Raw genomic sequence first — 25,913 nt, 5'->3', positions numbered from 1 at the left:
GTCCTCATCGCCGACAAAATGGACCCGAAGGCCGCCGCAGTGTTCCGCGAGCGCGGGATCGTGGTCGACGATAAGCCGGGCCTCTCTTCCGGCGACCTTGCCGCGATCATCGGCGAGTACGACGGCCTCGCGGTGCGCAGCTCGACCAAGGTCAATGCGGCGGCGATGGACGCTGCGCTGCCCCGTCTCAAGGTGATCGGCCGGGCCGGCATCGGCGTCGACACCATCGACGTGCCCGCCGCCTCGGCCCGCGGCATCGTCGTCATGAACACCCCGTTCGGCAATTCGATCACCACCGCCGAGCACGCGATCGCCATGCTGTTCGCGCTCGCTCGCGAGATCCCGAAGGCCGACCAGTCGACCCAGGCCGGCAAGTGGGAGAAGAACCGCTTCATGGGCGTCGAGCTCGCCGGCAAGACCCTCGGCCTGATCGGCTGTGGCAACATCGGCTCGATCGTCGCCGACCGCGCCCACGGCCTCAAGATGAAGGTCGCGGCCTACGACCCGTTCCTGTCGCCCGAACGCGCGGTCGAGCTCGGCGTCGACAAGGTCGAGCTCGACGAGCTGCTCGCCCGCGCCGACTTCATCACCTTGCACACCCCCCTGACCGATCAGACCCGCGGCATTTTAAGCCGTGACGCGCTGGCGAAGACCAAGCCCGGCGTGCGCATCGTCAATTGCGCGCGCGGCGGACTGATCGACGAGACGGCATTGAAGGACGCGCTCGACAGCGGCCATGTCGCCGGAGCCGCCCTCGACGTCTTCTCGGAAGAGCCGGCGAAGGCGAACCCGCTGTTCGGCACGCCGGGCCTGATTTGCACGCCGCATCTCGGCGCGTCGACCAACGAGGCCCAGGTCAATGTCGCGATCCAGATCGCCGAGCAGATGAGCGATTTCCTGCTGCTCGGTGGGATCAGCAATGCGGTCAACGTGCCGTCGCTGTCGGCGGAAGAAGCGCCGCGGCTCAAGCCGTACATGGGGCTCGCCGAGAAACTCGGGCGCCTGGTCGGCCAGATCGCCGGGACCGAAATCCGCTCGATAGACATCGAGGTCGAGGGTCATGCCGCGGAGCTCAACATCAAGCCGATCACCGGCGCGGTGTTGGCCGGCCTGATGGGTACCTGGTCGGACACGGTGAACATGGTCAACGCGCCCTATCTGGCGAAGGAACGCGGGCTCGCGGTCCGCGAAATCCGCAACGAGGGTGAGGGCGACTATCATACGCTGGTCGCGGTGACGGTCGGCACCGACCATGGCCCCAAGCGGGTCGAGGGCACGTTGTTCGGCAATCGCGCGCCGCGCTTGGTCAGCATCTTCGGCATCATGGTCGAGGCCGAGCTCACTGGCCAAATGATCTACATCGTCAACACCGATGCGCCGGGCTTCATTGGAGCGCTCGGAACGAAGCTCGGCGAGAACGGCATCAATATCGCCACCTTCAACCTCGGCCGGCGCGACGCCGGCGGCGAAGCCGTCGCGCTGGTCTCAGTCGACGACCCGATCACGCCCGACGTCGCCCGCCAGCTTGCCGCGCTGCCCGGCGTCCTCGACGTCGTTCCACTGAGCTTCTAGCCAACGAAAAGGGCGCCCCGTGACCGGAGCGCCCTTGTGCCAGCCCACCTGCGTGCGGATGGACCGGTCTTGAGCGTTACTGCGCGTTGTTGGTCGCGGCGTTGCTCGCCTCGGCGGCCTTTTGGTCGCCTTCGTTGCGCAGCGCGTCGGCGGCGTTTGCGGTATTCGCCTGCATCGCCTCGGCGGCATTGTCGACATTGGCTTCCATCGTGTCCGCGGCGTTGTCGTAATTCGCCTCGATGTTGTCGGCCGCCTGGTCGGTCGGGCTCTTGTTGCAAGCCGCGAGCGCGCCCAGCGCGAGAGCGACGGCGAGAGTGCTGGTCAGTTTCATCGTTCAATCCCCTGCAGTTGTCGGTCAGTCCGTGCGGGCGCCCGGAACTTCCGATTGCGCAATACGCGCCGCGGCCGTTTTCTGTTCCGGAGGACCAACAACCGGAGCGGTCGAATCTGGGCTTCCGATGCCGCTCTGTTCCTGAGAGTCCGGTGCCATGGGGCGGACGAAGACCCGAAGCAATTGAGGGAAGCGATCACGAAGCGACTGTTCGACGCTCTCAATCAGCTCCTGAACTTCCAACACTCGCAAGTCGTCGTCGATCTCGACGGCGATCGTGGCAATCACTTGATCCGGCGCCATTTGCACGGTCGTGATATCGACGACCCTCCGCACGCACGAATCCTCCGACGCCTTGGCGCGGATCGCGGCACTGAGCTCGGGAGAGGCCCGCTCCCCGATCAGCAGCTCCTTGCTTTCGCGGGCGAGTAAAACGGCGACGACCGCGAGCACGGCACCGATCAGGATCGAGCCCGCGCCGTCGATCCACGGACGCTCCAACCGCCACGAAAGGAAGGTCGCGACCGCCGCGATCGCGATGCCCAGCAACGCGGCGGTGTCCTCGAACAGGACCATGAAAGTGGTCGGATCCTTGCTGGCAACGAATGCGTCCCAGATCGATCGCGACTGGCGCACCCGCGAAAACGCCTTCCAGCCGAACCACCACGACACGCTTTCGAAAATCGCCGCGAGGCCGAGCACAAGGAAGTTGATCCACACCTGTCGCATCGGTTCCGGATGACGGATGTGGAGGACGCCTTCATAGGCGGAGATGCCGGCGCCGACCGCGAAGATCAGGAGCGCGACGACGAAACTCCAGAAATAAAGCTCCCGGCCGTAGCCGTAGGGATGGAGCTTGTCGGGCGGCTTCGCGGCGCGCTTCAGGCCGTAAAGCAGCAGGACCTCGTTGCCGGTGTCGACGAGCGAATGGACGGATTCGCTGAGCATTGCCGAGCTGCCTGACACGGCCGCCGCGACACCTTTGGTCACGGCGATCAGCAGGTTGCCGACGAGGGCGGCGACGATCGCGGTCCTGGAGGTATGTTGGGCCACCGTCGCACAGAACGGCGCGCGAGCCGCATCGGTTCAATTCAAACGTTGAACGTCGACAACACTCAGAAACGATCTTCTCGGACGTGGAAGAATCTCAGAACGACCACGTTCGCACCGATCACCTCATAACGGAGCAGGTATCTGCCAACACGGAATTCCCGAATTTCTCGTGGATCAAACTCGCTCAGCCGCGAGCCGCGGCGAGGAAACGTCAGTAGTTCGGTCGGCGCATCGACTAACGCGTCGAAAATGGCATCCGCTGCATCGATGTCGTGCTCCGCAAGGAATGCGTACAATCGTTCGACATCAGCCCATCCCGTTGATGTCCAAACAACGTTCATGCCGCAGATCTGGCCCGCGTCTCGCGCTGCTTTCGTTTGCGATCGCTGACCATGCCTAACACCTCTTCGTGGGAAATTGTTCGCCCTTCATCGACGTCACGAAGCGCCTCCAGGGTCAGCTCGTAACGACGTTGTTCCTCGGCCAGCCACTCGGTGATCGCCTGCCGCACGATCCAACTCTTGCTCCTGTCAATTCGGTCGGCGACCTCGTCCATTAACGAAACCAAATCATCGGGCAGTTTCGCGGTAACCACGCGTCCAACGTCGGCCATCTTCATTTCCAATCATTAAAAATCAAAAACAATAAGCTCCAATGTGGAGCAATACTCGCATTTCGCCAAGCGTTGATGTCATGCGCGCCCTGCCGCTCGACGGATGGTCCAAAGATAATCTGAAGAGAACAGATCAAGAACCCTGTTTCTCGTCCAAAATGGAGGGCGCGCCCCGTCACCTCCCCGGCGGCTTTGAGTTCTTTCTGGCCGGCGTTGTTCAATCGCCGTCCGCTGGACGTGCCCACGCTTCGCCCGTAGGAGCTTGCGGACCGCTCAAAACAAGGACGCGACGTGGGAAACGTGACCGTCATCGGCGCCCAGTGGGGCGACGAAGGCAAGGGAAAGATCGTCGACTGGCTGGCGAGCCGCGCCGACATGGTGGTGCGCTTCCAGGGCGGCCATAACGCCGGCCATACCCTCGTCGTCGGCGAGCAGACCTACAAGCTCTCCCTCCTCCCCTCGGGCATCGTCCGCGGCACCCCTTCCGTGATCGGCAACGGCGTCGTACTCGACCCATGGGCACTGAAAGCGGAGGTCGAGAAGATCGCCGGCCAGGGCATCGCGGTCACGCCCGACGTGCTGATGGTCGCCGAGACTTGCCCGCTGATCCTGCCCATCCACCGCGATCTCGATGCGCTGCGTGAAGACGCGTCCGGCGCCGGCAAGATCGGGACGACGCGGCGCGGCATCGGCCCCGCCTACGAGGACAAGGTCGGCCGCCGCGCGATTCGGGTCTGCGACCTCGCCCGCCTCGATGACCTAGGGCCGCTGCTGGACCGCCTGTGCGCGCATCATGACGCGCTCCGCGCCGGCTTCGGCGAGCCGCCGGTCGACCGCGATCGCTTGAAAGCCGACCTCGCCGCGATCGCCGGCTTCGTCCTGCCTTTTGCCAAGCCTGTGTGGCGCGACCTCGATACCGCCCTGCGCAAGGGCAAGCGCATCCTGTTCGAAGGCGCCCAGGGCGTGCTGCTCGATGTCGATCACGGCACCTATCCGTTCGTCACCTCCTCCAACACCGTCGCCGGGACGACCGGATCGGGCAGCGGGATCGGGCCGAGCGCGGCCGGCTTCGTGCTCGGTATCGCCAAGGCCTACACCACCCGCGTCGGTTCCGGCCCCTTCCCGACCGAGCAGGAGAATGAGGTCGGCGAAAAGCTCGGCGAGCGCGGCCACGAGTTCGGCACGGTGACCGGGCGGCGGCGCCGGTGCGGCTGGTTCGACGCGGTGCTGGTGCGCCAGGCCGTCGCGGTCTCGGGCATCACCGGCATCGCGCTGACCAAACTCGACGTGCTCGACGGTTTCGAGACGGTGAAAATCTGTAACGGCTATTCGATCGGCGGCGAGAAGTTCGACTACCTCCCGCCGCACGCCGCCGACCAGATGCGGGTCGAGCCCATTTACGAGGAAATCGAGGGCTGGCCGGGCTCGACGCGCGGCGCGCGCAGCTGGGCGGACTTGCCCGCCCGCGCGATCAAATATGTCCGCCGCATCGAGGAGCTGATCCGCTGCCCGGTGGCGCTGGTGTCGACCTCGCCCGAGCGCGACGACACCATCCTCGTCCGCGACCCGTTCGGGGGCTAGACGTGAACGCCGCGGCGCGCAGCCTCCTTTCCGGCCTTGCGGGCGGGCTCGCCTGGATCGCCGCAATGCTGCTGTTGTTCGGCCCGGCCCAGTCGATCCTCGGCGATCCGGGGCTGCAAAGCGCGAAGTTTATGAACGTTATGGCCGATCCCGAACAGCCGCCGCGGATGGCAGGGGCTCTCTGGATCGTGCCGGTCGGATTGATGATGATCGCCCAATGTCACGCCGCCGTCTTCGCCTGGGTCGGCGACCGATTGCCGGGCCGATCGGCGCTTCGACGCGGCCTCGCGTTCGGCCTGATCGCCTGGGCGCTGAGTTTCCCATGGTTCGAATTCTACTTGCCGTGGAATGTCATGCTCGAGCCGCTGCCGCTGGTCGCGCTCGAGCTCGCTTGCTGGCTCGGCGTCATGCTCGCGGTCGGCGCTGCGATTTCGGTGACTTGGGCCGCGACCGCCCGGCCCTAGTGGCGCACCTCGAAATCGTCGAAGTCGCACGGCTCGACATCCCACTCCCGCACGTTTTCGACATGCGCCGCCGGCGGCCCCTGACGCAGTCTCTCGATTAGCGTCCGAACCGCCGCTTCCTCGCCTTCGACATGCGTATCGACGCGGCCGTCCGGACAATTCCGCACCCAGCCGGTCACTCCAAGCGCTTGCGCCTGTTGCTGCATCCAGACGCGAAAGAAGACGCCCTGCACTCGCCCGGTCACGCTGACGTGCCGGGCGATCATCACACCGTGCTGATGTCCGGCGCATCCTCGGCCTTCATGCCGACCACGTTGTACCCCGCGTCGACGTGGTGGATTTCGCCCGTAACCCCGCCGGACAGGTCGGACAGGAGATAGAGTCCGGCGCCGCCGACATCCTCGATCGTCACGTTGCGGCGGAGCGGCGAATTATACTCGTTCCACTTCATGATGTAGCGGAAGTCGCCGATCCCGCTCGCCGCCAGGGTCTTGATCGGCCCCGCTGAAATCGCATTCACGCGGACGCCCTCGGGACCGAGGTCCATCGCGAGGTAGCGCACGCTGGCCTCGAGCCCAGCCTTGGCGACGCCCATCACATTGTAATGCGGGATCACCTTTTCGGCGCCGTAATAAGTGAGCGTCAGCAGCGACCCGCCCGGCTTCATCATCGCCCGCGCGCGCTGCGCAACCGCGACGAAGCTGTAGACCGAGATGTTCATGGTCATCAGGAAATTGTCCATCGACGTGTCGACGAACTTCCCGCGCAGCTCATTCTTGTCCGAATAGCCGATGGCGTGGACCACGAAGTCGAGCCCGTCCCAGCGCTTACCGAGCTCGGCGAACGCCGCGTCGAGCGCGGCCATGCTGCTGACGTCGCAATCGATCAGCAGATCGGAGCCGAGCTCGCCGGCCAGCGGCCGCACCCGCTTCTCCAGCGCCTCGCCCTGGTAGGCGAAAGCGAGCTCCGCGCCCTGGTCAGCGACCGCGCGCGCGATGCCCCAGGCGAGCGAGCGGTCATTGGCCAGGCCCATGATCAGCCCGCGCTTTCCCTTCATCAATCCCGTCAAAGTTGCGGCCCCTCTGTTTCCAGTTCGACTTTCACGTCCTCACCGGGCTGCGGTTCCTCGACTTCCAGCTGGTCGGTGTACGGCCCTGTATAGACCTCGCCCTTTAGCGCGGTCGCGCCGCCTTCCGCCAGCGCCGCGTTCAGTTCGGCCCCGGTCACGACCCCAAGGCCAATGACGAAGAAGAAGATGAGGCTGATCATTACTCCGGCGAGGCTTCCGTAGGTCAGGCTGTAGCCGCCGAGGAGGCCGAGGATGTTGGGCAGGATCTCGACCGTCGCCAGCCACCAGGCCGTGATCAGCAGCGCGCCCGGCCACTTCTTGCAATCGCGTTTGCGGTACCGCTTCGGGGTCAACGCGTAGAACAGCACGTAGAAGGTGAAGAACAGCGTCAGCGCCGGGACAATGCGGTAGATGCCGAGCCGGCTGCCGACCCCCTCGGCGAATGGGAACCACTCGACGATGAAGTGATGGATCGAGCTTAGCGCGACGCTTGCCGCGAACGAGATCATCAACAAGAGGACGGCGCCGAGGATGATCAGGATCGAGCCCAGCCGGTATTCCCAAAACGGCGCGCAATACTTTACTCCGAACGCGCGGCGGAGGATGTCGCGGATGGTCTCGATGAAGCTCGCTGCGGTCCACAGCCCGACGATCCCGCCGAGCCACAACAAGCTGCCGGTGCGCGCCGTCAGGACTTCCTTGATCGGCTCCTGCAGCGTGTCGGCGACATTGTGCGGAAGCCGGCGCAGGATGTTGAAGACGGTCAGCTGCGCATCCTGGCTCTGCCCGAGCAAATGCGCGACGGCGGCGGCGAGGATGAAAAAGGGGAATAGAGCGAGGATCGCGAGGTAGGCGAGATTGCCGGCGTGAATGAAGCCGTCGTTATAGACGCCGATCGCAACCCGTTTGACCACTTCCCACGCCGTGACCTTGGGCTTGAGCTTTTCTTCGACCTCGGTGCCGAAGGCGGCACGCATGCTCGCCAGCCGCTTGCGCCTTGCCTCGGGCGATTGGGGAGAGATGTCACGCATGGGCCAGGCGGGCTAAACCCCGAGGCTCGTCCGCGGGTTGCCCCCGCCGCTCCAGCGCTCGGCGAATCCCTCCAGCTCGGGGTCGCCCGCCGGCACATCGATCTCGACCGTGACGAGCTGATCGCCGCGTTTGCCGTCCTTCGAGGTGAAACCCCGTGCTTTCAGGCGCAGGGCCTTGCCCGAGCTCGTCCCCTTGGGGATGGTGAGCATGACGTTGCCCTCGGGCGTCGGAACCTTCACCTTCGCGCCGAGCACCGCCTCCTTGAGCGTGACCGGAAGCGTCAGCCGAATGTTGTTGCCGTCCCGCGAGAAGAAACGGTGAGGCTCGATCTCGATTGTGACGAAGGCATCGCCGCGGCCCGCCGGCCCGTCCTCGCCCTTGCCCGAAAGCCGGATGCGCGTTCCGTCCTCCAGTCCCTGCGGAAGCTTGAGGTCGATCGTCTTGCCGTCGCTGAGCGTGATCCGCTGCGGCTTCAGGGCCACCGCGTCGATGAACGGCACCTTCAGCCGGTAAGCCACGTCCACACCTTTCTGCGGAGCGCGCCCGCGCTGGCGAAAGCCGCCGAAGTTCCCGCTCCCGCCCTGGCGGCCGCGCATTCCCTGCGTGGCACCGAACAATCCTTCGAACAGGTCGCTGAGATCGGCCGGATCCGCGCCGCCAAAGCCTTCCCGAAAGTTTTCGAAACCGGCACCGCCCGGGCCGCCCTGCGCGCCGCCTGCGCCCGAATAGCCCCCGAAGCCCGACCCGAACGGCATCTTGGGATTGCCTTCCTCGTCAATCTCCCCGCGGTCGTAGCGGGCGCGCTTGTCCTTGTCCGACAGCAGGTCATAGGCCTGGGTGATCTCGCCGAAGCGTTTCGCGGCGTCGGGCTTGTCCTTGTTACGATCGGGGTGAAGCTGCTTGGCAAGACTGCGATAGGCTTTCTTGATCTCCTGCTCGCTCGCGCCGCGCGCGACACCGAGCCGTTGATAGAGGTCCAGAGCCATCGATCGCTCCATGCCGTAACCATACCGGCCTGACCAGATGGGTTGCGGGCGGATGCGCTCCAAGCCTAAGCGGCGGCGCAGATGCCCACCGACCCTTTTGCACTGTTCGATGCGTGGCTCGCCGAGGCGCGGGCGAGCGAGCCGAACGATCCCGAAGCGATGGCGCTCGCGACGGCCGATGAGGTCGGCAATCCGACGGTCCGCATTGTGCTGCTCAAGGGCCATGGTCCGGAGGGGTTCGTTTTCTACACCAATGAGGGAAGCGCGAAGGGGCGCGAGTTGAGCGTAAACCCGTCGGCCGCATTGCTCTTCCACTGGAAGACTCTTCGCCGCCAGGTGAGGATTGAGGGCGAAGTCGAGCGCGTCTCCGACGAGGAAGCGGACGCCTACTTCGCGACTCGATCCCGAGACTCCCAGTTGGGAGCTTGGGCGTCAAAGCAATCTCGGCCTCTCGAGTGTCGTGAAATCTTCGAGGCCCAGTATGAAGAGATGAAGAAGCGCTTTGAGGGTCAAACCGTGCCCCGACCTCCCTATTGGGGAGGCTTCAGGCTTGTCCCCCTCGTCTTTGAATTCTGGCAGGATCGGCCGCATCGTCTGCATGAACGACGTATGTTCTTGGCCCAGACAGACGGGCCTTGGACCAGTTGGCTGCTCTACCCATGACCACCGCGAAGCTCGCCGCCGAGCATTCGGCGCTGTCGACGCGCGCGGCGCTCGCCAGCGTCACGCTCGCGCTGATCCTGCTGATCGCCAAGGCCTGGGCGGCCTATGCGACGGGCTCGACGGCGATGCTCGGCAGCCTCGTCGACACTGCGCTCGACGTAATCGCCAGCCTCACCACGCTGGTCGGCGTCCGCATCGCCGCAATCCCCGCGGACAGCGACCATCGCTTCGGTCATGGCAAGGCGGAAGCGCTCGTCGCGCTTGCCCAAGTCGTGCTCATTGGCGTTTCCGCGGTCGGCATCGGCTGGCGCGCGACCGACCGGCTGATCCACGGCGCCCAGACCGAGGCGATGGGAGCGGGCATCGCCGTGTCGCTGCTCGCGATCGCCTTCACCTTCATCCTGCTGTCATATCAGCGGCGGGTGATCGCCCGCACCGGTTCGGTCGCGATCAAGACCGACAACGTCCACTACAAGTCCGACCTGATGCTCAACGGCGCGGTGATCGTCGCGCTGGTACTCGACCAGGCGCTGCATATCGCCGGCGCCGACGCCGCATTCGGCATCGCGATTGCCTTTTGGCTAGTGTGGGGCGGATGGCGCGCCTCGGGCGAGGCGGTCAACCAGCTGATGGACCGCGAATGGCCGGAACAGGAGCGGCAGCACTTTCTCACGGCATGCAGCGACTATCCCGAGCTCGAGGGGCTCCACGACCTCCGCACCCGCTCGAGCGGCACGGTCCGCTTCGCCCAGTTCCACGTCTGGGTTCCGGCCGATTGGACGGTGCAGCAAGCCCACGACCGGCTCGACCGCGTGGAGGAGGAGCTTCAACGGCGCTTCCCCGGCACCGAGATCCTGATCCACGTCGACCCGCAGGGGCAGACCGACCGGGAGACGCTGTTGCCCCAGGAACTTACGGAACGCGCGACATGACCAGCACGCCGTTTTTCCAGGTCGATGCCTTCACGACCGGGGCTCCGCTGACCGGCAATCCCGCGGCGGTGATGCCGCTCGAGCGCTGGCTCGACGATGCGCTTATGCAGGCGATCGCCACCGAGAATAATCTCAGCGAGACGGCGTTCACGGTCCCCCGCGACGATGCCGAGGCCGATTACGACCTGCGCTGGTTCACCCCGACCAACGAGGTCGAGCTGTGCGGTCACGCGACGATCGCCGCCGGCCACGTGCTGATGACCGGCCAGCCGGTGCGCTTCGCGACTCAGTCGGGAATCCTGACCGTCAGCCGCCGCGGCGAATCGCTCGAGCTCGACCTCCCGGCCGCGAACCTGACCGAGACACGTGAGCCCGAGCTGATGCGCGCGCTCGGCCTGCCCGATGCGCCGATCTGGCTCGCCGAGGGTTTCAACGACTCCGCGGTGATCGAAGTCGCCGATGAGGCCGCGGTGCGCGCAGTCCAGCCCGACTTCTCGGCCCTGGGCAAGATCCACCGCATGGCCTGCGTCACCGCGCGCGGTGACCGCGAGACCATCGCGACCCGCGTGTTCGTCCCTTATTGCGGGATCGACGAGGACCCGGTGACGGGCTCCGCCCACGCCGCGCTCGTTCCTTATTGGGCCGAGCGCCTCGGCCGCAACGAATTCACCGCGCTCCAGGCGAGCAAGCGCGGCGGCCTGCTCCATTGCCGCCTGGCGGGCAACCGGGTCGTTCTCGGCGGCGAGTGTCACACGGTCATCGTCGGCCAGTTCCAACTGTGAGCCTGATCGCCCTCGCGCTGCTTGTTTCACCGGTCGCGGAGCGCGCAGCGATTCTCGGCGTCATCGAGCGCATGGAGACGGCGTGGAACCGCGGCGATTTTCGCGGCTACATGGCCGGCTTCAAGAACCCCGATGTGGTGTTCGTCTCCGGCGGCAAATTTCAGGACGGCTGGCAGGGCACGCTCGACCATTATGTGCGCGACTATGGCGGTTCACCCGAGCGACGGGGTAGGCTCCATTTTTATAACATGAAGGTGCACGTGCTCAGCCCCGACGCGGCAATGTTGATCGGTCAGTACCGGCTCACACGCGGGCAGCGCGTCACCGAGGGCATCAATACCCGCCTGTTCCGCAAGGTCCGTGGCCACTGGCTGATCACGGTGAACCACGTTTCGGCCTACGACCTTCCGACCGCGCCAGAAGCGCGCTGAGGTCGGCTTTCCAGAACTTGGCCCAAGTGTGGGTGCCGTGGCCGTGCGTCTCGGCCGTCTCCGGAATCAGCCGGAAACGCGCGTTGGGCATTCGCCTGATGGCCTTCGGTGGGATCGGCAGGTTGCGCGCGTTGATGAAATCGTCGGCCGAATTGATCCACGTCATCGGCGCGGTGATCGCCTCCAGCTTCGGCCACGGATTGTAGTTTCGCGAGGAATCGAGCTGGTAGATGAGGTCGTTCGCGTCCAGCTCCTGGATCCCCGAGGCGACACGGTCCTCGGCATAGCCGCTCGCCGCCTGCCGCGTTGGATATTGCGCCTGGTAATAAAGCGGTGCCGATCCCGCGACGAACAACAGCGATTCGGCGGTCCTCAGTCCCTGCACCGGTTGGCTTGCGTAATTGCCGCCCCGCCACGTCGGGTCGGCCTCAATCCCGTCGATGGCAAGTTGGCGCCACATGCGGTTGAGTCCGGCGATTTCGATCGGCTCACAGGCCATCGGCATCAGCGCCCGCGCGAAGGTGGGAAAAGTCTCGCCCCACACGAAAGCGTGCATGCAGCCCATCGACGTGCCGAAGATCAGGCGCAATCGAGTGACGCCCAGCCCTTCCACCAGCATCCGGCGCTGCGCCTCGACCATGTCGTCATAATCATATTTCGGAAACCTCATCCGAAGCCCGTCGGACGGCTTCGAAGATCTGCCGTGCCCGAGATTGTCGGGAAGGATGATGAAATAGCGGCGGATGTCGAGCGGCTGGCCGGGCCCGTACAGCTCGTCTGCAAACTGCGGACGAAGGAACTGCTTGCCGTCGCCGCCGGTGCCGTGAAGCACCATCACCGCATTGTCGATCGTGCCGGTCGCGTCGCGGTGTGGGGCGCCCAAGGTCGTGAAATGCATCCGCACCTCCGGCAGGAATTCGCCCGACCGGAAGCGGAACTTGCGCAAGGCCACATCGCCTTCGCGGGTTGGCCAAACTCTGGTGGCGACGGGCGCGGGCGCGCCCCAGCCGCTCGGCGGAGTGGTCGGCTGAAGGGCTAGCGCGGCAAACAATAAGAACATCAGTGATCTGCCTTCAATTTGACTTCGAGCGCATTGAGCAGCGGGAGCTGGCTCGGAAGCATCATGGCGCGCGCTTCGTCGAGCGCCATCCAGCGCGCCGCCTCGACTTCCGGAAAGCGCTGCTGCCGGCCGCTTCTCGGCGGCCATTCGATCTCGAACTCGATGCTGCTGATCCGATCCACATCGAGATCCCCTTCGGCGGCGAAGGCTTCGACCATCTTACCGCCCGCCTGTCGTACGGTCGCGAGGGGAAAGGGGACGATGGCGAGCCGAGTGCCGGTCTCCTCCTCGAACTCCCGTAGCGCCGCCTCGGCCGGCCGCTCGCCCGGTTCGACCATGCCCTTGGGGATCATCCACGCGCCCGCATCCTTGTTGCGCCAGAACGGGCCACCGGGCTTGATCAGCAGCACTTCGGTGGCGCCGGCGCGCTGACGGAACAGCAAAATGCCGGCGCTAGGCGGCGGCGGCATCCACCACGACCTCCAGCGGCGCCGAGACGGTCTCGGCGATCGAACCTCCGCCAAGCAATCGCGTGCCGTCGTAGACAACCGCGGCCTGACCCGGCGCAACCCCATATTCGGAGCCGGCGAAGCGAATCCAATCGCCGTCGCGCGTCGCCGCGACCGGCGGCGCGAGCGAGCGCACCTTGACCGTCAGTTCGCGCTGGTCCTCGCCGAGCCAGTTCCAGTCGGCGACGCGCATCGCACTCACCGCAAGCGCGCGCCGCGGCCCGACGACGATCCTCCGCGTGTCGGGCTCAATCCTCACCACGTAGAGCGGCTCGCGTTGGCCGCCGATCTCGATTCCGCGCCGTTGGCCGATGGTGAAATGGACAATGCCTCGATGAGCCCCCAGCACCCGCCCCGAGGTATCGACGATCTCGCCCGGCGCTTCGGTTGCAGGCCGCAGGCGCTTGACCAGCCCGGCGTAATCGCCGTCGGGAACGAAGCAGATGTCCTGGCTGTCAGGCTTGGCGGCGACTTCCAGCCCGATGTCCGCGGCGATCGCGCGCACCTCGTCCTTGGGCATATGGCCGAGCGGAAAGCGCAGGAAATCGAGCTGCTCGCCCGTAGTGCCGTAGAGGAAGTAACTCTGATCGCGGCGCGGATCGGCTCCCTTGTGCAGCTCGGCACGCCCGTTCCTGACCAGCCGTTGCACATAGTGGCCGGTCGCCAGGCAGTCGGCGCCGAGCTCGCGCGCGAACGCGATCAGGTCGACGAACTTCACGCCCTGGTTGCACGACGCGCACGGCACCGGCGTCCGCCCTCGCGCATATTCATCGACGAAGCGGTCGATCACGCCGTCGCGAAAGCGGCTCGCGTAATCGAGCACGTAATGAGCGACGCCGAGGCGGTCGGCGGCTTGCCGGGCGTCGTAGATGTCCTGGCCCGCGCAGCAAGCGCCGGTGCGCCGCACGGCTTCGCCATGGTCGTAGAGCTGCAGGGTGACGCCGATCACCTCGGCGCCAGTACGAGCCGCGAGCGCGGCGGCGACCGAGCTGTCGACGCCGCCGGACATGGCGACGACGACACGGGCCTGCCGGAGCGGCCGATCCAGATCAAAGCTGACGGGCATTAAGGTCTCTTTACCCGAATTTCACTCCTCCCGGCTAGGGTCGAAGCAGGAGAGACAGTGGAGGGCAGCGGTTTTGGCGCGTCACGAGGGTGACTTTCACTCAGACACGCATGGGCCGCTCACCCTGGACGAGCTTCTCGCCTTGCTCGGCAATGCGCCGGGGGGCGCGGGGCTGTCCCGCGAGGACGCCATCGCTTGCTATCTTTCGGCGAGCGAAGGTTGGCCGGAGGCAATGAAGCAACTGGGCGGCGCCTTCGCGGCAAACGGACCAGGGTTAAAGGATCGTAAGGCTGACTGACCGGGGAATTAACCAGCGCGTTTCACAATATCTTCAACGCAGCGGGCTTAAGCCCATTGCAGTGTCAATGATTAAGCAGGTGTGACGGAATGCTCGAGAACCAGAAGATTCGTCCGGCCCAGGTCATCGGACCTCTCGGCGAGCCGCTGACTGTCGAGTCGTTGCCGCCGAGCGAGACGACGCGGTGGGTGGTCCGGCGTAAGGCCGAGGTCGTGGCCGCCGTCGCCGGCGGGCTCCTGACCGTCGACGAAGCCTGCAAGCGCTACACCTTGAGCCTCGAGGAATTCACCAGCTGGCAGCGGGCCGTCGACCGCAGCGGCATGCCGGGGCTTCGAGTGACGCGCATCAAGCAGTACCGCGACCAGTATGAGAAGCAGCAGCGCTATTAATTCGCGCTGCATACTGCGGCGCCGACACCTGCAGCCTTGAGCGAGCTAGCGCCGCCCGGCTGATAACCATAAAGCTGGACAGACCCTTCCGATTCCGGAACAACTTCCGCGCGTCACGCGTCTGTGACGCCGGAATGGCCGCCTCATCCCGACGGGCGGCCGGAAAAACAGGAGGGAAAATATGGGAATTATTATCTTGCTGATCGTCGGCGGCGTTTGCGGCTGGCTTGCGAGCTTGATCATGAGAACCGACGCTCAACAGGGCATCATCCTCAACATCGTGGTCGGCATCATCGGCGCCGTCATCGCCGGGTTCCTGTTCCACGTAAACATGACAGCAGGGATAACCATCGAGAGTTTCCTTTACGCACTTCTCGGGGCGGTGATCCTGCTCGCGATCGTCAATCTCGTTCGCCGGGGGACGGTCCGCTAGAGGCGGGAACTTCAGCGCGAAAAGACGGAAGGCCGCGCGGCACTGCTGCGCGGCCTTTTCATTTCACTGCAGCTCGAACGTAATCGCCAGGCTGACCTGCAGCTTCTGCTCGCCGGCGTCGATCTTGGTATCGGCGGCCTGCGCCGCTTCCGCCCGAACATACATCGGCATCGGCGGCGGCGGCGCGTAGCCGCCGCTTTCGCTCACGGAGACGACCCGAACGACCCGCAGGCCGAGCGAGCGCGCGTAAAGGTCGGCTCGCGCCCGGCCGGCAGCAACCGCCTTGGCGCGAGCTTCGTCGAGCGCAGCCTCAGGCTTGTCGATCGTCAGGTTCGGTCCGCTGATCTGGTTCGCTCCCTGAGCGACCAGCGCGTCGAGGATCTTGCCCGTGATGGCGATGTCGCGAAAGCGAACGCTGAGCTGATTCGTCGCACTATAGCCGTTGAGCTTGGGCGGCTGGTTGTTGACGTAGGTGTATTCGGGATTGAGGCTGATGTTGCTGGTCTGGATATCGCGATCGGCGATCCCAGCCTGGCGCAGCGCCTCACGGACCCGGGCCATGCGCGTCGCCGCCTGCTGGATCGCTCCGCTCGCGCTCGCCGAACGGGTGACCACGCCGGCGGAGATGATCGCGAGGTCGGGGACCCTGCTCACTTCGCCGGTCGCGTTGATGTCCAGGCGGGTGCCGGCGATCGTCTGGGTGATTGACGGCGCCTGTTGGGCGACCGCGGCCGCCGACAGGCCGGCTGCGCCGATCGCCAGCGCGGCAAGAAGTGCATGCTTCATCGTTCGCTTCCCTGGTAGTCGTTCCATGGCGGGAACGGTTGCCGCCCGGCCATGGCTCATTGCTGAATGGCGGTAAGGCTGTTCATTCAGGCGCGGTTGCGAACGATCAGGCGATAGATGAGCAAGATGAGGAAGGCACCGACGATCGCGGCAAGGAACCCGGCCCCTTCGTTTTCACCATACCAACCGACCGCATGGCCGACCCAGCCGGCGAGGAGGGCGCCGGCGATGCCGAGCAGGATGGTGATGATGCAGCCGCCGGGGTCCCGTCCGGGCATCAGCAGCTTGGCAATACCCCCGGCCACCAGGCCAATGACGATCCAGGCGAGAATTCCATAATGTTCCATCGCGCTTCCCCTTCTTGCGACAGTTTCGACAAGGGCGGTTCACTCGTCCGCATGCGCCAACGCGCGCTTGCGACTCGAGTGCCGTCGTTAGTCGAAAAGCGGTGGCAATGTCGCGCGCCGGACAGTCTTGCGTCGACTGTCGGTTGCGCTAGGTGACTTATTGGCGTAATACAGTGGCCATACGCCAACACTAGATTCGCGAAATTGGGCAGGGATGATGAACCGCGAGACCTCGATCTATAATTCCGACACTCTGGTGGTGGTCGACCGCGCGCGCCAGCGCCGCCTGCTGATCATCGCGGCGGCGGTCCTGCTCGCCCTCATTGTCGGGATCACCGCGCTCGTCATGACCCGCAACGCCGCGCAAAGGCAGCAGGCGGCGGCCTCGGCCGGCGCCGGCCAGGTCCCGACGGTGACGATCATCGTGCCCGGCAGCAGCCAGATGGCGCGGACTATCAGCGCCAGCGGGCCGCTCGCCGCCAAGCGCGATCAGCCGATTGGCATCGCCGGCTCGGGCGGGCGCGTCATCCGGGTCCTGGTCGATGCCGGAACCTGGGTCCACGCGGGCCAGGTCCTCGCCGTCATCGACCGCTCCGTGCAGGCCCAGCAATTCGCGCAAATGGCTGCCCAGGTCGATTCCGCGCGCGCCAATGCCGCGCTCGCCCAATCGAATTATGAGCGGGCCGTCGCCCTTCAGGGTCGCGGCTTCGTGTCCAAGGCGGAAATCGATTCGAAGAAGGCGACGCGCGACGCCGCTTATGCCCAGGTGCGGGTGGCGCAGGCGCAACTCAGCAGCATGCGCGCCGAAATCGGCCGGCTCAACGTCGTTGCGCCGGCGAGCGGGCTCATCCTCGCGCGCAGCGTCGAGGTCGGCCAGGTCGTCGGCGCCGGCTCGCCCGCTTTGTTCCGTCTCGCCGAAGGCGGGCAGATGGAAATGCGCGCCCAGCTTGCACAGCAGGATCTCGCGCTGGTTCATGTCGGGATTCCGGCGAGCGTGACTCCGGTCGGCTCCGGACGGACCCTCTCCGGCCAGGTGTGGCAGGTGGCTCCGGTGATCGATCCGGAATCGCGGCTCGGCGACGTCCGCATCGCGGTTCCCTACGATCCGTCGATGCGTCCGGGCGGCTTCGCCGAGGCCAAGATCACCGCCGGCACGACGACTGCGCCGATGCTGCCGCAAAGCGCCGTCCTCAGCGATGATCGCGGCAATTACGTCTACATCATCAACGCCAGAAACCAAGTCGAACGGCGCGACATCAAGATCGGCACGGTCAACGACACCGGCGTCACCATCGCCAGCGGGATTTCCGGTAACGAAGCGGTCGTGCTGTCGGCCGGTCCGTTCCTCAACCCGGGGCAGAAGGTGAGCCCGAAGCGTCAGGCGGCGTAATCAAGCGCCAGGAAGCATAGGCACATGAATTTCCGCAACATTTCATCCTGGTGCATTCGCAACCCGGTCTTTCCGATCGTGCTGTTCGTCGGGCTGATGCTCGCCGGACTGGTCGCCTTCAGCCGGATGCAGGTGAACAACGCGCCGGACATCGACTTCCCGGCCGCGATCGTCTCGGTCTCGCAGCCCGGCGCGGCGCCCAACGAGATGGAGACGCAGGTCACGCAGCGCGTCGAATCTGCGATCCGGGGCCTGAACGGCGTCGACGAGATCAACAGCACCATCACCGAGGGCAACAGCCAGACGTTCGTCAGCTTCGAGCTTGGCACGCCGACCGACCGAGCGGTCAACGACGTCCGCAACGCCATCGCCCAGATCCGCGGCAACCTCCCCGAAGGCATCCTCGAGCCGCAGGTGGTTCGGGTCGACGCCGAGGATGAGCCGATCATGGTCATGTCGGCCCAGACCACCGACATGACCCTCGAACAGCTCAGCTGGTACATCGACAATACGGTCGCCAAACGGCTGCTCGGGGTCGCGGGCATCGCCGCGGTCGAACGTGGCGGCGGCGTCGACCGCACCATCCGCGTCATCCTCGATCCGGCCATGCTGCAGGCGCAGGGAATCACCGCTGCGCAGGTCAATCAGCAGCTGCGCCAGAGCAACCTCAACGGCGCTGGCGGCCGGGCGGAAATCGCCGGCTCCGAGCAGTCGGTTCGGATCATCGGCAATGCGCCGGACGCCTATCAATTGTCGCAGACGCAGATCTCGCTTCCGGGCGGCCGGTTCGTGAAGCTGGCGGATCTCGGCGAGGTCAAGGACAGCAACTCCGAGCAGCGCACGATCACCAAGATGAACGGCCACCAGGTCGTGACCTTCTATGTCCAGCGCGCCAAGGGCACCTCCGCGGTCTCCGACTATGCCGCGGGCATGGCCGAGTTGAAGAAGCTCGAGAAAGAGAATCCGAGCGTTGGATTCACCGAAATCGTCAACCGCATCGACTATACCAAGGCGCAGTATACCTCGGCGATGGAAGGCCTCGTCGAAGGGGCCGTCCTCGCGGTTCTCGTGGTCTTGCTCTTCCTCCGCGACATCCGCGCCACCGCCATCTCCGCGCTGGCGATCCCGCTCTCCGCGATCCCGGCCTTCGCATTCATGAGCATGTTGGGCATCACCATGAACTTCATGTCGACGATGGCGATGGGCCTCGTCGCCGGCGTCCTGGTCGACGACGCGATCGTCGAAATTGAGAATATCGTCCGCCACATGCGTATGGGCAAATCGGCCTATCAGGCCTCGCTCGATGCGGCGGACGAGATCGGCCTCGCGGTGCTTGCCACGACCATGGCCATCGTCGCGGTCTTCTTGCCCGTCGCGCTGATGCCCGGCATCGCTGGCCAGTATTTCAAGGCGTTCGGCTTCACCGTCGTCCTCTCGGTCATGATGAGCCTGTTCGTCGCGCGGATGATCACGCCGCTGATCGCCGCTTACTTCCTGCGCTCCCACGGCATTCAGCCGCACGCCGCGTGGAAGTGGATGGATGTCTATCTGAAGGTCCTGAACTGGAGCCTCGACACGTCCAAGGCGAACGCATTGCTCGCGCGCCTCCCGAAACCGGCGTTCAGGTTCACCTATTACGCGCTCGGCTTCCTGCTGCTGCTTCCGGTCGTTGCCGTGTTCGGGGGCGCCACCATGGGCGCGACCAAGGGTCTCGGCATGATCGGCCTCCCCGGCGCGGTCGGCTTCGCCATCGCCTTCGTGGTTGGTGCGGCGGTCGCCTATGGGGCTGCCAAGCTGATCGTCGGCCTCACTCAGATCGTTGCCGGCGGCGGGTTCGCTCGCTGGCACGGCACCATGGCGGCGCGGTGGAAGGCGCGGATGCAGGATCACCGCCTGGTCATGGTCGGCGCGGGCGTCCTGACCCTCCTCGTCAGCATCGCGCTGTTCGGCACCCTGCCCCAATCGTTCTTTCCGCCGGAAAACGACGACTTCGCGCGGGTCAACATCACCCTGGCGCCGGGCAGCACGCTCAAGCAGACCGAGGTCGTCGTCGATCGCGTCGCCGCCCTGATCCACCGCGATTCCAACGTCGAGCGCGTGTTCGAGCGCGTCAACGTCGGCAACGGCCGGGTCAGCATCGTCCTCAAGAAAAGTCGGCCGATGACGAGCACCGAGTGGCAGCGGCAGCTTTCGCCGACCCTCGCGGCGATCCCCGACGCGCGCGTCAGCTTCGAGAGTCAGAATGGCGGCGGGCCCGATCCCGAGCAGCGCGACGTCATGATCTTCCTCGGCGGCGACAACCCCGCCCAGTTGACGACGGTCGCCAACAAGATCGTCAAGGAAATGGAAGCGGTCCCAGGCCTTCGCGCGCCGCGCGTCGGCAGCAACCTCGCCCAGCCCGAAATCACGATCAAGCCGCACTTCGACCTCGCCGCCGACCTCGGCGTGACGACGGCCGCGCTGAGCCAGACGATCCGCATCGCGACGCTGGGCGACATCGAGCAGAACAGCGCGAAATTCTCGCTGGCGGACCGCCAGGTGCCGATCACCGTGTCACTGTCCGAAAACTCCCGCCGCGACATCGAGACCCTGCAGAATCTTCCGGTTCCCACCTCATCGGGAGGCTCGGTGCCGCTCAAAGCGGTTGCCGACATCGGCTTCGGTGCAGGCCCGACGGCGATCAACCGCTCGAACCAGCTCCGGCGCCTGTCGGTCGGTGCCGATCTCGCGCCCGGCGTCGTCGAGGGCGACGTGACCGCCAAGGTCGACCAGCTCCCGGCGTTGAAGAACCTGCCGCTGGGCGTTCAGAAGATGAACCTCGGCAACCAGAAGTGGCAGGCCGAGCTGCTGTTCAACTTCGCCATCGCCCTGATTTCCGGCGTGTTGCTGGTGTTCGCGGTGCTGGTGCTGCTTTACCGCCGCTTCCTCGCGCCGTTCGTGAACATGGGCTCGCTCCTGCTCGCACCGCTCGGAGCCGCGGTCGCGCTGCACATCGCGGGGCAGCCGATCTCGCTGTTCGTGCTGATCGGCATCCTGATGCTGTTCGGCATCGTCGCCAAGAACTCGATCTTGCTCGTCGATTTCGCGGTGGAGATGATGAACCACGGGATGAAGAAGAACGAGGCGATCTGGGAAGCCGGCCACAAGCGCGCCCAGCCAATCGTGATGACCACGGTGGCGATGGTCGCGGGCATGCTTCCGACCGCAATCTCGATCAGCGGCGACAATAGCTGGCGCGCGCCGATGGGCATTACGGTGATCGGCGGCCTCATTTTCTCGACGATCCTGACGCTGGTGCTGGTCCCCGCTTACTTCTCGATCGCCATCTCGATCGAGGCGAGGCTTGGGCGCTTCTTCCACCGCGTCATCGGCGAAGACGCACACGCAACCGGCGTGCCCATTCCGGCGGAGTGAACCCGAGCCGCGGCTCGGCTATTGAGCTGCCATGGTTCGTGTAAGCAACGGCGCGCTCGCTCGCTTCAACCCTGTCCAGCCGGGCGCGCAGGGAATGAAGGTCGTCGCCACTGGCCTCCTCGTCGTCATGGCCGCGGTGTTCTTCATTTCACGAGCATTCGAGCATCAATTCCCGTGGCTTAGCTACGTCAAGGCGTTCGCCGAGGCGGCGATGGTCGGCGGCCTCGCCGACTGGTTCGCGGTGACGGCGCTGTTCCGCCATCCGCTCGGCCTGCCGATCCCGCACACCGCGATCATTCCCCGCAACAAGGACCGAATCGGGGAAGCGTTGGCGAATTTCCTCAAAGAAAATTTCCTGATTCCTGCCGTCGTCGCGCGGCGGATGCGCAATATCGACCTTGCCGGCGCCGCCGGCCGCTTCCTGCAGACACCGGCAGGCGAAGGGAATCGCATCCGTGCCGGCGCGTCGCGGCTGATCGCCGACATTTTCGAAGGCCTCGATGACGAGCGCCTTGGCGGGATCGTCAAAGGCGCAATCGCGTCGCGGCTGCGAAAGATGGAGCTGTCGCCGCTGCTCGGTCACGCCCTCGCCTCGGCGATCAACGAGGACCGCCACGTGCCGATGCTCGAGGCGACCATCCGCTGGATGGCACGGGCGCTCGACGCCAACGAGCAGCTCATCCGCGAGATGGTCCACAAGAAAGCCAATTGGGTGCTGAAGCTGGCCGGGCTCGACGCCAAGCTCGCCGATGCGATCATCGACGGCCTCAAGAAGCTCACGGTCGAGATGTCGACCGATCCCGCGCACCCGGTCCGCCAGAAGATCGAGGAGGCGTTGGCACAGCTCGCCAACGACCTCCAGACGCGCCCCGAGACGCGCGAGCGGGTCGAAGCGATCAAGGAGCAGCTGCTCGACAACAAGTCGGTCAGCCTCTGGCTCGACACCCTGTGGCAGAAGGGCCGCGAGGCCATCATCAAGGCAGCGCGCAATCCCGACGCGGTTCTCGCCGGCAAGCTTGGCGAAGTCATGAAGTCGATGGGCTCGACGCTCGAAAGCGACACGCGCATCCGCGCCGCCATCAACCAGTTCGCGCGCCGCGCCACCGTCGGGCTGGCGGCGAGCTACGGCAGCTCGATCGTGAAACTGGTGTCGGAAACGGTCCGCAGCTGGGACGCGCGCACCGTCACCAACCGGCTGGAGGCTGCCGTCGGCCGTGACCTTCAATATATCCGCATCAACGGAACGCTGGTCGGCGGCATGGTCGGGCTGGTGCTGAATGTGGTGGACAAATTGTGAGCGACCCCGAGCTCGATGCCCTTGCCGAGACCGCCCGGAACCGGGGGTTGAAGCTCGTCCGCTCACGGGTGCGGACGCCGGGCAAGCGCCGCTTCGGCAAGGTCGGCCTGACCGACCCCCGCGGCAAGGCGGTGTTCGGGATGGACGACAACGGCCCGACCGCGAAGCCCGAGGACGTCGAGCATTATTTGCGCAACCTCGGCGCCAAGGACTGGGGCGCCTCGCTCGACGTCGCGGTGATGCCGCGCAAGAAACCGCGGAAGGTTCGCGCCGCCGCTAACGACACCGAGCCCGAGCCCGAGCTACGGCCCCGGCCCCCGCCCGAGCCGGCCCGACAAAAGGGGCGGCGTGAGCCCGCGCCGGCACCTCCACCGCCGAAGCCCAAGCTCAAATTGCGCGACGCCAGAGCCGACGACGCGAGAGCCCTGGTGCCGCTGATGGAGCTGCTCGGCCACGAAACCGACGCCAAGGGCGTCCGCAAGCGCATCAACCAGCTTGCCAGGGACAAGCTCGCGCCGATCGTCGCCACGCTCGACAAGCAAATCGTCGGCCTCGTCGGCATCCACCGCATGGTGACGATCCACCGCGACCAGCCGGTCGGCCGCATCACCATCCTCGTCGTCGCCGAAGGCGCGCGGGGCCAAGGCATCGGCCGAATGCTGACGGAAGCCGCCGAGCAACATTTGAAGGCGCTGGGCTGCGGCATGGTCGAGGTGACCAGCAACGACCGCCTCGCCAAGGCCCACGCTTTCTACCGCCACATGGGTTACGAGCGCACCAGCATGCGCTTCATGAAGAAACTCTAACCCGTACTCCGCCGCTCGATCGTCGCGCCGACGGCGGACAGTTTTTCCTCGAGTCGTTCGTAGCCGCGGTCGAGGTGATAGACGCGCAGCACCTCGGTCTCGCCTTCGGCTGCGAGACCGGCAAGCACCAGGCTCATCGACGCGCGCAGGTCGGTGGCCATGACGTTGGCCCCGGTCAGCCCGTCGACGCCCTTCACGATCGCCGAGCGGCCGTGGATGTCGACCTCGGCCCCCATGCGCCTGAGCTCGGGCACGTGCATGTAGCGATTCTCGAAGATCGTCTCCTCGAGGAAGCTGTCGCCTTCGGCGAGCGCAAGCATGGCCATGAACTGCGCCTGCATGTCCGTCGCAAAGCCCGGAAAGGGCGAAGTCGACAGCGCCAGCGGTTTCAGCTTGCCGTTGGCGCTGACCTTGATCCCGCGATTGTGGAACTCGATCATCAGCCCAGCCTGGGCGAGCGCGTTCAGCGTCGCCTGCATGTCGTCGGGCCGGGCGCCGATCAGGTTGATCGAGCCGCCGGTCATACCCGCCGCACAGGCGTAGCTGCCGGCCTCGATGCGGTCGGGCATCACTTCATAGGTGGTGCCGCCGAGCCCTTCGACGCCGTCGATGATCAGGTGCCCCGAGCCGATCCCGGCGATCTTCGCTCCCATCGCCACGAGCAGATTGCTGAGGTCGACGATCTCGGGCTCGCGGGCGGCATTGAACAATTGCGACCGCCCCTTGGCTAAAACTCCCGCCATCAGCGCATTCTCAGTCGCACCCACCGACACCACCGGGAAGCTGAAGTCCCCGCCGCTGAGCCGGCCCTTGGGTGCGCTCGCCTTCACATAGCCGGCGGCGATCTCGATCTCCGCGCCCATGCACTCGAGCGCCTTCAGGTGCAGGTCGATAGGGCGGTCGCCGATCGCGCAGCCGCCCGGCAACGAGACGATCGCCTCGCCCATGCGCGCGAGCATCGGCCCGAGCACGAGCACCGATGCGCGCATCTTGCGGACCATGTCATAGGGAGCGGTGGTCGAGACGATCTCTTCCGCCTGCAGCGTCATCCGCCGCCCGATCTCGCCCTTCTTGACCCCGGCGACCGAGGTCGAGACGCCGAGCTGGTTAAGCAGGTGACTGAAGGTGTCGACGTCGGCCAGGCGCGGAAGGTTGGTCAGCGTCAGCTTCTCTTCGGTCAGAAGCGCGCAAGGCATGAGCGTCAGCGCAGCATTCTTGGCGCCGCTGATGGGAATCTCGCCGTTGAGCTTGGCCCCGCCCTGGATCCAGATGCTGTCCACGGCCCGCGCTTTAGCGCGTGACGGCAGCGTTACAAGCGAGAGCCCTCAGGCCTTCTCCAGCGTGCATTGCAGCGGGTGCTGGTTCTCGCGGGCGAAGTCGATCACTTGCGTGACCTTGGTCTCGGCGACCTCGTAGGTGAACACCCCGCACACCGCCACGCCCTGCTGGTGGACCTGGAGCATGACCCGCGTCGCATCCTCGATACCCATCGAGAAAAAGCGCTGCAGCACCAGCACGACGAACTCCATCGGCGTGTAATCGTCGTTGAGCATCAGCACTTTATAGTTGGACGGCTTCTTGGTCCGGGGGCGCGTGCGCGTGGCGACGCCGGTCTCGATTTCCTCGATCCCGTCGCCGTCCCCCGGCCCGGCGGCCATCATCGTCCAACGATCAATCATCACATCCTGAAATATGGCAGTCCGCGAAATCGCGGCAAGGCGGCAATTTGCATCAATAACGCAAAAAAATGGCGGCCGCTCCGTTATCGGGAGCGACCGCCAGTCCGTTACCTGACTTTAGGAGGGGAGAGCGTCAGGCAACGAGGGTGTTGAAGCGCTCGGCATTGGCCGTGGCGCGGTTCGAAAGCGGCTGGAACGCCTCACCGGCGAGCTTGACCAGCGATTCGGTCAGCTTCGACGTCTCGGCGACCGCACGGTCGAACGAGGTGCGGGCGAACTCGCTCTGCAGCTGCAGATATTCGGTCGGCGACTTCGCCTCGGCGAGCGAACGGATCGCGTCCGCGGCCTGCTCGTAGCTGTTGCGCTGCTTGGCAACGACGTCCTGGCCGATCGAACGGGCACCTTCGGTCGCGACGCGGCCGGCCTCGACGATCGCCTCGACGTTGGCGCGGGCGAGATCGGCGAGCTCTCCGGTCACCTTCTGGGTCTTCTTGGCGAGGTCCTGGCCACGCTCGCCGGCGTCGGCGAAGATCGACTGGAACGGAGCGAACGCGGGAACGGCGTCGAAGCCGGGGAAATACGTATTGGTCTTGGTCACGGTCTTGATCCTTTTCTGGGCCACGGCGCTGGTTTTGCGAGTGGCGGTACGGGTCTTGCGGCGAACGGTCTTCGCGCGCCGCGCGGTGGTCTTCTTGGCAGCTTCCACGACAGCCGCTTCGCGCTTCACCTGACGCGAGGTGGCGGCCCGAACGCGCTTCGCAGTCTTGGCACTGTCCTTGGCGATCGTCGCGACGGTGTCGGCAACGGCCTCGATGACCTTCGCCGGCGCGTCGACGGCCGCCCGGGCCTCGACTGTGGTTTCGTCTGCCATGAAATCATTCCTCCAAATTTGTTGCAGTGCACAATATGCATTGCGCCGCAGCATTTCAA

General features: G+C 65.4%; 30 protein-coding genes. 13 read left to right on the top strand and 17 right to left on the bottom strand.

The window, feature by feature from the left end:
• Positions 1-18: 18 nt before the first annotated feature.
• Positions 19-1,572: a phosphoglycerate dehydrogenase gene (gene serA, locus N539_RS0102970; protein ID WP_037552020.1), complete on the top strand. Its 1,554-nt coding sequence runs from the start codon at positions 19-21 to the stop codon at positions 1,570-1,572.
• Positions 1,573-1,648: 76 nt separating this feature from the next.
• Here the strand turns inward: serA and N539_RS0102965 are convergent, their stop codons facing one another.
• The 5 genes from N539_RS0102965 to N539_RS18350 all read right to left on the bottom strand — a co-directional run bounded on the left by N539_RS0102965 (position 1,649) and on the right by N539_RS18350 (position 3,790).
• Positions 1,649-1,903: a hypothetical protein gene (locus N539_RS0102965; protein ID WP_028969058.1), complete on the bottom strand. Its 255-nt coding sequence runs from the start codon at positions 1,901-1,903 to the stop codon at positions 1,649-1,651.
• 24 nt (positions 1,904-1,927) lie between these two features.
• Positions 1,928-2,956 (bottom strand): cation diffusion facilitator family transporter, encoded by a 1,029-nt coding sequence (locus tag N539_RS15140; RefSeq protein WP_081774147.1) that lies wholly within the window; start codon positions 2,954-2,956, stop codon positions 1,928-1,930.
• Between the two features lie 62 nt (positions 2,957-3,018).
• Entirely contained in the window at positions 3,019-3,297 is a 279-nt protein-coding gene (locus tag N539_RS0102955; protein WP_028969057.1) for a type II toxin-antitoxin system RelE/ParE family toxin, read from the bottom strand.
• Positions 3,294-3,575 carry a CopG family ribbon-helix-helix protein gene (locus N539_RS15135; RefSeq protein ID WP_081774146.1) on the bottom strand — a complete coding sequence of 94 codons (282 nt, stop codon included), beginning with the start codon at positions 3,573-3,575 and terminating at the stop codon, positions 3,294-3,296. Before N539_RS15135 ends, N539_RS0102955 begins: the two co-directional genes overlap by 4 nt.
• A complete protein-coding gene (locus N539_RS18350) occupies positions 3,572-3,790 on the bottom strand; it encodes a hypothetical protein (protein WP_156029722.1) in 219 nt (72 codons plus the stop codon). The genes N539_RS15135 and N539_RS18350 overlap by 4 nt, the downstream gene beginning before the upstream one ends.
• 70 nt (positions 3,791-3,860) lie before the next feature.
• Here N539_RS18350 and N539_RS0102945 point away from each other — a divergent pair, with 70 nt between their 5' ends.
• Together N539_RS0102945 and N539_RS17575 are read left to right on the top strand one after the other, a co-directional pair.
• Positions 3,861-5,150, top strand: coding sequence for an adenylosuccinate synthase (locus N539_RS0102945; protein ID WP_028969056.1), 1,290 nt, complete (start codon positions 3,861-3,863; stop codon positions 5,148-5,150).
• Between the two features lie 2 nt (positions 5,151-5,152).
• Positions 5,153-5,614, top strand: coding sequence for a DUF6789 family protein (locus tag N539_RS17575; RefSeq protein WP_028969055.1), 462 nt, complete (start codon positions 5,153-5,155; stop codon positions 5,612-5,614).
• On the opposite strand, the gene N539_RS0102935 is transcribed toward N539_RS17575, so the two are convergent.
• Genes N539_RS0102935 through N539_RS0102920 form a run of 4 tightly spaced genes read right to left on the bottom strand, consistent with a single transcriptional unit; the run spans position 5,611 to position 8,701 of the window.
• Positions 5,611-5,880, bottom strand: coding sequence for an acylphosphatase (locus N539_RS0102935; protein WP_037551761.1), 270 nt, complete (start codon positions 5,878-5,880; stop codon positions 5,611-5,613). The genes N539_RS17575 and N539_RS0102935 overlap by 4 nt on opposite strands.
• Positions 5,880-6,683 carry an enoyl-ACP reductase FabI gene (fabI, locus tag N539_RS0102930; protein WP_028969053.1) on the bottom strand — a complete coding sequence of 268 codons (804 nt, stop codon included), beginning with the start codon at positions 6,681-6,683 and terminating at the stop codon, positions 5,880-5,882. The genes N539_RS0102935 and fabI overlap by 1 nt, the downstream gene beginning before the upstream one ends.
• Entirely contained in the window at positions 6,680-7,714 is a 1,035-nt protein-coding gene (locus N539_RS15125; protein WP_081774145.1) for a YihY/virulence factor BrkB family protein, read from the bottom strand. Before N539_RS15125 ends, fabI begins: the two co-directional genes overlap by 4 nt.
• Before the next feature lie 12 nt (positions 7,715-7,726).
• The gene (locus N539_RS0102920; RefSeq protein ID WP_197018322.1) at positions 7,727-8,701 is read right to left on the bottom strand and encodes a DnaJ C-terminal domain-containing protein; all 975 of its coding nucleotides are present in this window, start codon (positions 8,699-8,701) and stop codon (positions 7,727-7,729) included.
• A gap of 81 nt (positions 8,702-8,782) precedes the next feature.
• Here N539_RS0102920 and pdxH point away from each other — a divergent pair, with 81 nt between their 5' ends.
• The 4 genes from pdxH to N539_RS0102900 are packed head-to-tail and all read left to right on the top strand — an operon-like array spanning position 8,783 to position 11,509.
• Entirely contained in the window at positions 8,783-9,364 is a 582-nt protein-coding gene (pdxH, locus tag N539_RS0102915; protein WP_028969051.1) for a pyridoxamine 5'-phosphate oxidase, read from the top strand.
• On the top strand, positions 9,361-10,296 hold the full coding sequence (locus tag N539_RS0102910; RefSeq protein ID WP_037551759.1) for a cation diffusion facilitator family transporter: 936 nt from the start codon (positions 9,361-9,363) through the stop codon (positions 10,294-10,296). The genes pdxH and N539_RS0102910 overlap by 4 nt, the downstream gene beginning before the upstream one ends.
• Positions 10,293-11,078, top strand: a complete 786-nt coding sequence (locus tag N539_RS0102905) for a PhzF family phenazine biosynthesis protein (protein WP_028969049.1) — start codon at positions 10,293-10,295, stop codon at positions 11,076-11,078. The genes N539_RS0102910 and N539_RS0102905 overlap by 4 nt, the downstream gene beginning before the upstream one ends.
• Positions 11,075-11,509, top strand: coding sequence for a YybH family protein (locus tag N539_RS0102900; RefSeq protein ID WP_443027616.1), 435 nt, complete (start codon positions 11,075-11,077; stop codon positions 11,507-11,509). Before N539_RS0102905 ends, N539_RS0102900 begins: the two co-directional genes overlap by 4 nt.
• On the opposite strand, the gene N539_RS0102895 is transcribed toward N539_RS0102900, so the two are convergent.
• The 3 genes from N539_RS0102895 to mnmA are packed head-to-tail and all read right to left on the bottom strand — an operon-like array spanning position 11,454 to position 14,144.
• Entirely contained in the window at positions 11,454-12,569 is a 1,116-nt protein-coding gene (locus tag N539_RS0102895; RefSeq protein ID WP_037551757.1) for an alpha/beta fold hydrolase, read from the bottom strand. The genes N539_RS0102900 and N539_RS0102895 overlap by 56 nt on opposite strands.
• Entirely contained in the window at positions 12,569-13,039 is a 471-nt protein-coding gene (locus N539_RS0102890; RefSeq protein WP_028969211.1) for an NUDIX domain-containing protein, read from the bottom strand. The genes N539_RS0102895 and N539_RS0102890 overlap by 1 nt, the downstream gene beginning before the upstream one ends.
• On the bottom strand, positions 13,023-14,144 hold the full coding sequence (gene mnmA / locus N539_RS0102885; protein WP_037551755.1) for a tRNA 2-thiouridine(34) synthase MnmA: 1,122 nt from the start codon (positions 14,142-14,144) through the stop codon (positions 13,023-13,025). The genes N539_RS0102890 and mnmA overlap by 17 nt, the downstream gene beginning before the upstream one ends.
• A gap of 387 nt (positions 14,145-14,531) precedes the next feature.
• Here mnmA and sciP point away from each other — a divergent pair, with 387 nt between their 5' ends.
• Entirely contained in the window at positions 14,532-14,831 is a 300-nt protein-coding gene (gene sciP / locus N539_RS0102875; protein WP_028969044.1) for a CtrA inhibitor SciP, read from the top strand.
• A gap of 181 nt (positions 14,832-15,012) precedes the next feature.
• Positions 15,013-15,264: a GlsB/YeaQ/YmgE family stress response membrane protein gene (locus tag N539_RS0102870; RefSeq protein ID WP_028969043.1), complete on the top strand. Its 252-nt coding sequence runs from the start codon at positions 15,013-15,015 to the stop codon at positions 15,262-15,264.
• 63 nt (positions 15,265-15,327) lie between these two features.
• Here N539_RS0102870 and N539_RS0102865 read toward each other — a convergent pair whose 3' ends face one another.
• Together N539_RS0102865 and N539_RS0102860 are read right to left on the bottom strand one after the other, a co-directional pair.
• On the bottom strand, positions 15,328-16,050 hold the full coding sequence (locus N539_RS0102865; RefSeq protein WP_028969042.1) for an SIMPL domain-containing protein: 723 nt from the start codon (positions 16,048-16,050) through the stop codon (positions 15,328-15,330).
• A gap of 86 nt (positions 16,051-16,136) precedes the next feature.
• Entirely contained in the window at positions 16,137-16,397 is a 261-nt protein-coding gene (locus N539_RS0102860) for a GlsB/YeaQ/YmgE family stress response membrane protein (RefSeq protein ID WP_028969041.1), read from the bottom strand.
• A 217-nt stretch (positions 16,398-16,614) separates the two neighbouring features.
• Between N539_RS0102860 and N539_RS0102855 the strand changes: the two genes are divergently transcribed.
• The 4 genes from N539_RS0102855 to N539_RS17570 are packed head-to-tail and all read left to right on the top strand — an operon-like array spanning position 16,615 to position 23,304.
• Positions 16,615-17,787: an efflux RND transporter periplasmic adaptor subunit gene (locus tag N539_RS0102855; protein ID WP_028969040.1), complete on the top strand. Its 1,173-nt coding sequence runs from the start codon at positions 16,615-16,617 to the stop codon at positions 17,785-17,787.
• 24 nt (positions 17,788-17,811) lie between these two features.
• Complete coding sequence (locus tag N539_RS0102850; RefSeq protein WP_028969039.1) at positions 17,812-21,201, top strand: efflux RND transporter permease subunit; 3,390 nt, start codon at positions 17,812-17,814, stop codon at positions 21,199-21,201.
• 31 nt (positions 21,202-21,232) lie between these two features.
• On the top strand, positions 21,233-22,498 hold the full coding sequence (locus N539_RS0102845) for a DUF445 domain-containing protein (protein ID WP_028969038.1): 1,266 nt from the start codon (positions 21,233-21,235) through the stop codon (positions 22,496-22,498).
• Positions 22,495-23,304 (top strand): GNAT family N-acetyltransferase, encoded by an 810-nt coding sequence (locus tag N539_RS17570; RefSeq protein WP_051531226.1) that lies wholly within the window; start codon positions 22,495-22,497, stop codon positions 23,302-23,304. The genes N539_RS0102845 and N539_RS17570 overlap by 4 nt, the downstream gene beginning before the upstream one ends.
• Here the strand turns inward: N539_RS17570 and murA are convergent.
• The 3 genes from murA to phaP form a co-directional block, all read right to left on the bottom strand.
• Positions 23,301-24,584, bottom strand: a complete 1,284-nt coding sequence (gene murA, locus N539_RS0102835) for a UDP-N-acetylglucosamine 1-carboxyvinyltransferase (RefSeq protein ID WP_028969036.1) — start codon at positions 24,582-24,584, stop codon at positions 23,301-23,303. The genes N539_RS17570 and murA overlap by 4 nt on opposite strands.
• Before the next feature lie 45 nt (positions 24,585-24,629).
• Positions 24,630-24,962 (bottom strand): ATP-dependent Clp protease adapter ClpS, encoded by a 333-nt coding sequence (gene clpS / locus N539_RS0102830; protein ID WP_197018329.1) that lies wholly within the window; start codon positions 24,960-24,962, stop codon positions 24,630-24,632.
• 154 nt (positions 24,963-25,116) lie between these two features.
• The gene (phaP, locus tag N539_RS17565; protein ID WP_197018321.1) at positions 25,117-25,854 is read right to left on the bottom strand and encodes a phasin family protein; all 738 of its coding nucleotides are present in this window, start codon (positions 25,852-25,854) and stop codon (positions 25,117-25,119) included.
• Positions 25,855-25,913 lie beyond the last annotated feature (59 nt).

Source organism: Sphingomonas sp. URHD0057 (assembly GCF_000620665.1).
In the GTDB taxonomy this organism is placed as follows: domain Bacteria; phylum Pseudomonadota; class Alphaproteobacteria; order Sphingomonadales; family Sphingomonadaceae; genus Sphingomicrobium.
This window is presented reverse-complemented; position numbering and strand designations above follow the sequence as displayed.

Excerpts from the sequence above, each read along its gene's own strand:
- N539_RS0102850 (WP_028969039.1), top strand. The coding sequence starts at position 17,812 with ATGAATTTCCGCAACATTTCATCCTGGTGCATTCGCAACCCGGTCTTT.
- N539_RS0102910 (WP_037551759.1), top strand. The coding sequence starts at position 9,361 with ATGACCACCGCGAAGCTCGCCGCCGAGCATTCGGCGCTGTCGACGCGC.
- N539_RS0102860 (WP_028969041.1), bottom strand. The coding sequence starts at position 16,397 with ATGGAACATTATGGAATTCTCGCCTGGATCGTCATTGGCCTGGTGGCC.
- N539_RS15125 (WP_081774145.1), bottom strand. The coding sequence starts at position 7,714 with ATGCGTGACATCTCTCCCCAATCGCCCGAGGCAAGGCGCAAGCGGCTG.
- serA (WP_037552020.1), top strand. The coding sequence starts at position 19 with ATGGACCCGAAGGCCGCCGCAGTGTTCCGCGAGCGCGGGATCGTGGTC.
- N539_RS0102855 (WP_028969040.1), top strand. The coding sequence starts at position 16,615 with ATGAACCGCGAGACCTCGATCTATAATTCCGACACTCTGGTGGTGGTC.
- mnmA (WP_037551755.1), bottom strand. The coding sequence starts at position 14,144 with ATGCCCGTCAGCTTTGATCTGGATCGGCCGCTCCGGCAGGCCCGTGTC.
- N539_RS0102905 (WP_028969049.1), top strand. The coding sequence starts at position 10,293 with ATGACCAGCACGCCGTTTTTCCAGGTCGATGCCTTCACGACCGGGGCT.
- phaP (WP_197018321.1), bottom strand. The coding sequence starts at position 25,854 with ATGGCAGACGAAACCACAGTCGAGGCCCGGGCGGCCGTCGACGCGCCG.
- sciP (WP_028969044.1), top strand. The coding sequence starts at position 14,532 with ATGCTCGAGAACCAGAAGATTCGTCCGGCCCAGGTCATCGGACCTCTC.
- N539_RS15135 (WP_081774146.1), bottom strand. The coding sequence starts at position 3,575 with ATGAAGATGGCCGACGTTGGACGCGTGGTTACCGCGAAACTGCCCGAT.
- N539_RS0102895 (WP_037551757.1), bottom strand. The coding sequence starts at position 12,569 with ATGTTCTTATTGTTTGCCGCGCTAGCCCTTCAGCCGACCACTCCGCCG.
- N539_RS0102955 (WP_028969057.1), bottom strand. The coding sequence starts at position 3,297 with ATGAACGTTGTTTGGACATCAACGGGATGGGCTGATGTCGAACGATTG.
- N539_RS0102870 (WP_028969043.1), top strand. The coding sequence starts at position 15,013 with ATGGGAATTATTATCTTGCTGATCGTCGGCGGCGTTTGCGGCTGGCTT.
- pdxH (WP_028969051.1), top strand. The coding sequence starts at position 8,783 with ATGCCCACCGACCCTTTTGCACTGTTCGATGCGTGGCTCGCCGAGGCG.
- N539_RS0102890 (WP_028969211.1), bottom strand. The coding sequence starts at position 13,039 with ATGCCGCCGCCGCCTAGCGCCGGCATTTTGCTGTTCCGTCAGCGCGCC.
- N539_RS0102920 (WP_197018322.1), bottom strand. The coding sequence starts at position 8,701 with ATGGCTCTGGACCTCTATCAACGGCTCGGTGTCGCGCGCGGCGCGAGC.
- N539_RS0102965 (WP_028969058.1), bottom strand. The coding sequence starts at position 1,903 with ATGAAACTGACCAGCACTCTCGCCGTCGCTCTCGCGCTGGGCGCGCTC.
- clpS (WP_197018329.1), bottom strand. The coding sequence starts at position 24,962 with ATGGCCGCCGGGCCGGGGGACGGCGACGGGATCGAGGAAATCGAGACC.
- N539_RS0102935 (WP_037551761.1), bottom strand. The coding sequence starts at position 5,880 with ATGATCGCCCGGCACGTCAGCGTGACCGGGCGAGTGCAGGGCGTCTTC.
- N539_RS0102845 (WP_028969038.1), top strand. The coding sequence starts at position 21,233 with ATGGTTCGTGTAAGCAACGGCGCGCTCGCTCGCTTCAACCCTGTCCAG.
- N539_RS0102865 (WP_028969042.1), bottom strand. The coding sequence starts at position 16,050 with ATGAAGCATGCACTTCTTGCCGCGCTGGCGATCGGCGCAGCCGGCCTG.